General features: G+C 36.0%; 6 protein-coding genes and 2 pseudogenes. All 8 read left to right on the top strand.

Going from position 1 to position 4,589, the window contains the following annotated elements:
* The coding region (locus WNY79_RS20645; RefSeq protein WP_342876777.1) for an HNH endonuclease signature motif containing protein at positions 1-582 on the top strand (582 nt) is incomplete at its 5' end.
* 2 nt (positions 583-584) lie between these two features.
* Positions 585-1,052: a YrhA family protein gene (locus tag WNY79_RS20640; RefSeq protein ID WP_342876776.1), complete on the top strand. Its 468-nt coding sequence runs from the start codon at positions 585-587 to the stop codon at positions 1,050-1,052.
* A 109-nt stretch (positions 1,053-1,161) separates the two neighbouring features.
* Positions 1,162-2,343, top strand: a pseudogene (locus WNY79_RS20635) (IS3 family transposase).
* Positions 2,344-2,383: 40 nt separating this feature from the next.
* On the top strand, positions 2,384-2,542 hold the full coding sequence (locus WNY79_RS20630; protein WP_342876775.1) for a hypothetical protein: 159 nt from the start codon (positions 2,384-2,386) through the stop codon (positions 2,540-2,542).
* Positions 2,543-2,627: 85 nt separating this feature from the next.
* Complete coding sequence (locus WNY79_RS20625; protein ID WP_342876774.1) at positions 2,628-3,104, top strand: SMI1/KNR4 family protein; 477 nt, start codon at positions 2,628-2,630, stop codon at positions 3,102-3,104.
* 67 nt (positions 3,105-3,171) lie between these two features.
* Positions 3,172-3,309, top strand: a pseudogene (locus tag WNY79_RS20620) (DUF600 domain-containing protein); the annotation flags it as partial.
* Positions 3,310-3,431: 122 nt separating this feature from the next.
* A complete protein-coding gene (locus WNY79_RS20615; protein ID WP_342876773.1) occupies positions 3,432-4,037 on the top strand; it encodes a hypothetical protein in 606 nt (201 codons plus the stop codon).
* Positions 4,038-4,041: 4 nt separating this feature from the next.
* A complete protein-coding gene (locus WNY79_RS20610) occupies positions 4,042-4,341 on the top strand; it encodes an immunity protein YezG family protein (RefSeq protein ID WP_342876778.1) in 300 nt (99 codons plus the stop codon).
* Positions 4,342-4,589: the final 248 nt, after the last annotated feature.

Below are 4,589 nucleotides of genomic sequence, written 5' to 3'. Positions count from 1 at the left end.
GCAGCCAGTGAAATTGGCAATCGCGTAAACAAAGCCCTTGATGAATTCGAGCCGCCGAAAAGCACCGGTATTGTGGGCAAACCTAAAAAGAGCGTTGCGAATGAATTAGATGCGCCGAAAGGAAATGACTTAAAAGGGGCTGAAGGTGAGTTTATTGGTTCATACAAAGGGAAAAATGTACTCCTCAAAAATGTAGAATTTAGAAAAATTGATTACTTAAAACGTGATAGAGCTGAGTACAAAGCTTTGCGAAGTAAGTTTGATAATGGTGTTCGCAAAAAATTTCTTGAAGAATTATCTGATGATAAAGATATATTATCCCAATTAGATAAACTTGGTGTTTCTTCAAGTGATATAGCAAAATTAAAGGCCGGACGTGTACCAAATGGCTGGCAAGTTCACCATAAACTTCCTTTAGATGATGGTGGAACAAATGACTTTAACAACCTAGTACTCATAAGAAATAGCCCAGAACACTCAGCTTTCACTACTTTTCAAAAAAGATCTACTAATGGACTAGAAATTGGTGATGTAAAATCAATAGAGTGGCCATTTCCGAAAGGGAATGTATACCCGAGGTAACTATGAATAATGTAAATGAATTAATTAACTACCTAATAGAGAAAGATTTAGAGGAACAAACTCATTTTGGTGAAGGTTTTCTTCTAACACCAATTAGTTTAGATGAGTTAAAAGCTTTTAATGCGCATTTCACCCAAGCTTTCAACTTCCAACCTCCAAATGAACTTTTAGATCTATTAAAGATATCAAATGGCTTTTCTGTAAATGGATTAAATTTCTATAGTGCTAAAGAACAAAATGAACCGTATTACTTAGCAGGAATTATTGAAGCCAATCAAGAATTTCATATGGAAGAATCTTTACGTAATTTCGTGGCTTTTTGTGATGAAAGCAGTTCCAGAGTGGTTTATAACTTTGAAGTAAATCAATTTCAGATAGTAGACTCTTTCACATGGGAAGAACTAGAAAGTTTCCCTAGTTTAACCTTGGCAATAAGCTCTTTACTTAAAGCAGCAAATATTTTTGAATAGATTCAATGACGCTAAGGACAGCACATGCAACCTGTAGTGGCATAGTTAATTTGGCCACCCATTAAGAAAGAAATGTTATGCTAATAAGCATACAAATTTGGGTGAAAAAATGACGAAATTAAAACGCGCAACGTATTCTGCTGCAATCAAATTAGAAACAGCTCAGCTTGTAGTTGATCAAGGCTACACGCAAGAAGATGCAGCTAAGGTTATGGGTGTTGGTAAATCAACTGTAAGTAAGTGGGTGACTCAATTAAAGCAAGAACGGAATGGCCAGTCCCCATTGGCTTCACCAATGACGCCTGAACAAATTGAAATCCGCGAACTTAAAAAGCAAATCCAACGCATTGAATTAGAAAAGGATATATTAAAAAAGGCTACCGCTCTCTTAATGTCCGACTCCCTGAGCAATTCTCGTTAATTGAGAAATTAAATCAACGAGAGCGTTACCCAATTAGCGTGTTGTGTAGCGTATTCAATGTGCATCGCAGCAGCTATAAATATTGGGTCATACGGGATACAACATCGACACCAGAGCAAGTAAGGTTAGAAGCGGAAGTTAAAGTTATACATGCAATGAGTGACGGTTCGGCTGGGGCACGGACAATCGCAGCAATTGCAACGAATAACGGTTTTGAATTAAGCCGTTATCGCGCCGCTAAGCTGATGGTTAAACTAAAACTAGAGAGCTGCCAAGTACCACAACATCAATATAAACGCGGTGGTAATGAGCACCTTGAAATCCCGAATTTTCTAGATAGGCAGTTTGATGTTGTTGAGTCGGATACGATGTGGCGCGGTGATGTAACGTATATTTGGACAGGCAATCGCTGGGCTTATTTAGCAGTCGTTGTTGATTTATTTGCACGCAAAGTCGTTGGTTGGGCAATGTCATTGTCGCCAGATACTAACTTAACGCTAAAAGCGCTTGAACTCGCGTATGAAAGCAGAGGAAAACCGACAGGACTGATGTTTCACTCAGACCAAGGAAGCCACTATACAAGCTTGAAGTATCGCCAACGTTTATGGCGCTATAAAATCACACAAAGCAATGAGTCGGCGCGGAAATTGTTGGGATAATGCGCCAATGGAACGATTTTTTAGAAGCTTTAAAACGGAGTGGATGCCAAAAGTTGGATATGAAAACTTTGAAGAAGCTAAATATAGTGTGAGTGATTATATCAACGGATATTACAACAATGTTAGACCACATCATTATAATGCAGGTTTAGCACCAAATGAATCTGAGGTTAGATACCAAGATTCTATAACTGTGGCCAAAATTAGTTGACCACTACAATGGTGACCAATTATGTATCCATAAAGAAAATATGAAAGTTTATTGTTGGGATCACGAAAGCAGCGAAAATAATAATGAATTTTTTGAAGCATCTGCTAATTTTGATAACTTCCTCTCTAATCTAGAGTCTGACAATGCAAATATGGCACAAAAAGAGATTGATTCTGCTAACTCATTTTTAGACTCTTAGTTTTTAAAAATGCTCCATTTAATAATACATGCACCTACAGCTAAGGACAGCCTATGCAACTTGACATTATAAACCCCTTAAAACTATGAAAAAATTAAATTTAAAAAAAAGAGTTTCAATTACACATGATGAGCTAGATTCATTAGAAATGTTTTTTAATATTAACTTACCGATTAGCTACAGGGAGTTTATTTTAGAATTTAATGGTGGATGCCCAGATGAAACTACTATAAAAATTAACTCTGAAGAGCGCGTATTGGAAAGGTTTTTAATAGTTTCAGAAGATGAAAAGCTCGGTAATGAGTTTAAGCAATACGAAGTTAAAGTAGTAATTGCTCAGATTGAGGAAAGGCTTACAGCAAACGAAGACTTGGTTGGGGCCGAGGTTTTACCTTTTGCTTATCTTTATGGCGGTGATTTTTTATGCCTAGACTTCAAGAGGGATACAACAAACCCTAAAGTAGTAATATGGGATCATAATGAATCGGATGAATTATCGCCTGTTTTTTACGAAGCTTTTAATAACTTCCAAGAATTCCTTGATACGATGTTTCTAAGCTAGCAAATATCCATAAACTTTATGCTTGATCAGTTAATTCAAAATTTATTTATAATACTAAGGATAGTATATGCAACTCGATATAGAAAACACCCAGCAACACCTAGGTCAATACCTTTATCAGCAAATAAAAGAGCCTTGGCTTGAAGCTCAGCTTATTTTAGATTGCGAGAATAACAATGTACTTGAATGCAAAGCCAAATATATTACAACTTAGTGCGTCTACATTCAGCGAATAATATTCTATCGTCTGTAGAATTTGAAATTATCAAATTAGAGTATCCAGTTTAAGTTGGCCAGAACATTACCTAAATAAAAAAGCGAGAACTTATGGATAATTTAATTAAAGATTGGATATGCTTTTGTCAAGGTACACAAGAATTTGATAAATCCCATTTCACTTATATATTTCATGAGGAAGGAATAATTAATAATATTAATCAGATGACACAATTCCTTCCAGAACAAGAGAGTCTAACTCAAGTAATAGAGAACGTTTTATCAATTAAAGAAGTCAAAAGAAGTACTAGTATTAGCGATGAAGCAATCGTATCTCATGCCAAAAACTTTATATTGGAACAAGTTAGTTTATTAGAAAACTTGGATGATGAGCTACGAAGTGCAACAAATGATTTTGAAATTAAATTTGTAACGCCTACTGAGTTCGAGTCTCACATAGATGATGATATCCCGCATTATTGGCTTTTTGATGAGTTCGGAGACTTAATTAGAGACTCAAAAAGAAATGATAATGAAGTAACATTTGCGTTTTTTGAAGCCTTATTCGGGATCGATAATGACTATTATTTAAGTTGGTACATTGCTGCACCATTACTTGAAATTAATATAGATTTAAGTAGCTATTATGAACTGTGGAAAAACAATTGTCAGGTTTTATTGTTAGAAAGTAAGCTGTTAATATTAAAGAATACATAAGTAAATTGATGAGCAATGGCATGAAGCACTCCTCATTTTAGATTGCGAAAATAGCAATGTACCTGAATGCAAGGCCCACTTTATAAAAGCAGATGACGAAACACAGCATGCAATTGCTGTATCTGAAAACATAACAGCGTTGTTTAAAACGTTATTTGACCACGCCATTAAAAATGAAGTGGAAGATTGGCAACGAGCTATTTTTACTATCACTCGTCAAGGTCAGTTTAACTTAAACTTTGAGCGCGATAATAACGATGAAGAAGTAATCGCCGCTGTTCCAACACGTTCAGTATTAATTTAACCCGCTCTTTAACAACACGGATGTTGTGAAGCTAGGCGCTAAAAATTAGCGCCTAACCTTCCATACAATGGCTGCTTTTTATGGTTACCCCCTCATTTACTTCTCATTCTTTTCTCTTTGTGCAAAAAGGTAGTTAAGTGAGTTATTCACAACGCGGGCGGCGAGATAAAGCTCGACAGCCAAGGCAATGTTGATATTACCGCCACTAACGTACTCACACTTGATGGCACATTTATAACCTTTGATGG

It is taken from the genome of Pseudoalteromonas sp. AS84 (assembly GCF_038900255.1).
In the GTDB taxonomy this organism is placed as follows: Bacteria; Pseudomonadota; Gammaproteobacteria; order Enterobacterales; family Alteromonadaceae; genus Pseudoalteromonas.
The sequence above is the reverse complement of the archived record's forward strand: the minus strand, read 5'-3'. Positions and strand labels throughout refer to the sequence as shown.

Bases quoted from the DNA above. Each gene is read 5' to 3' on its own strand.
- WNY79_RS20640 (WP_342876776.1), top strand. From the start codon at position 585: ATGAATAATGTAAATGAATTAATTAACTACCTAATAGAGAAAGATTTA.
- WNY79_RS20630 (WP_342876775.1), top strand. From the start codon at position 2,384: ATGAAAGTTTATTGTTGGGATCACGAAAGCAGCGAAAATAATAATGAA.
- WNY79_RS20625 (WP_342876774.1), top strand. From the start codon at position 2,628: ATGAAAAAATTAAATTTAAAAAAAAGAGTTTCAATTACACATGATGAG.
- WNY79_RS20615 (WP_342876773.1), top strand. From the start codon at position 3,432: ATGGATAATTTAATTAAAGATTGGATATGCTTTTGTCAAGGTACACAA.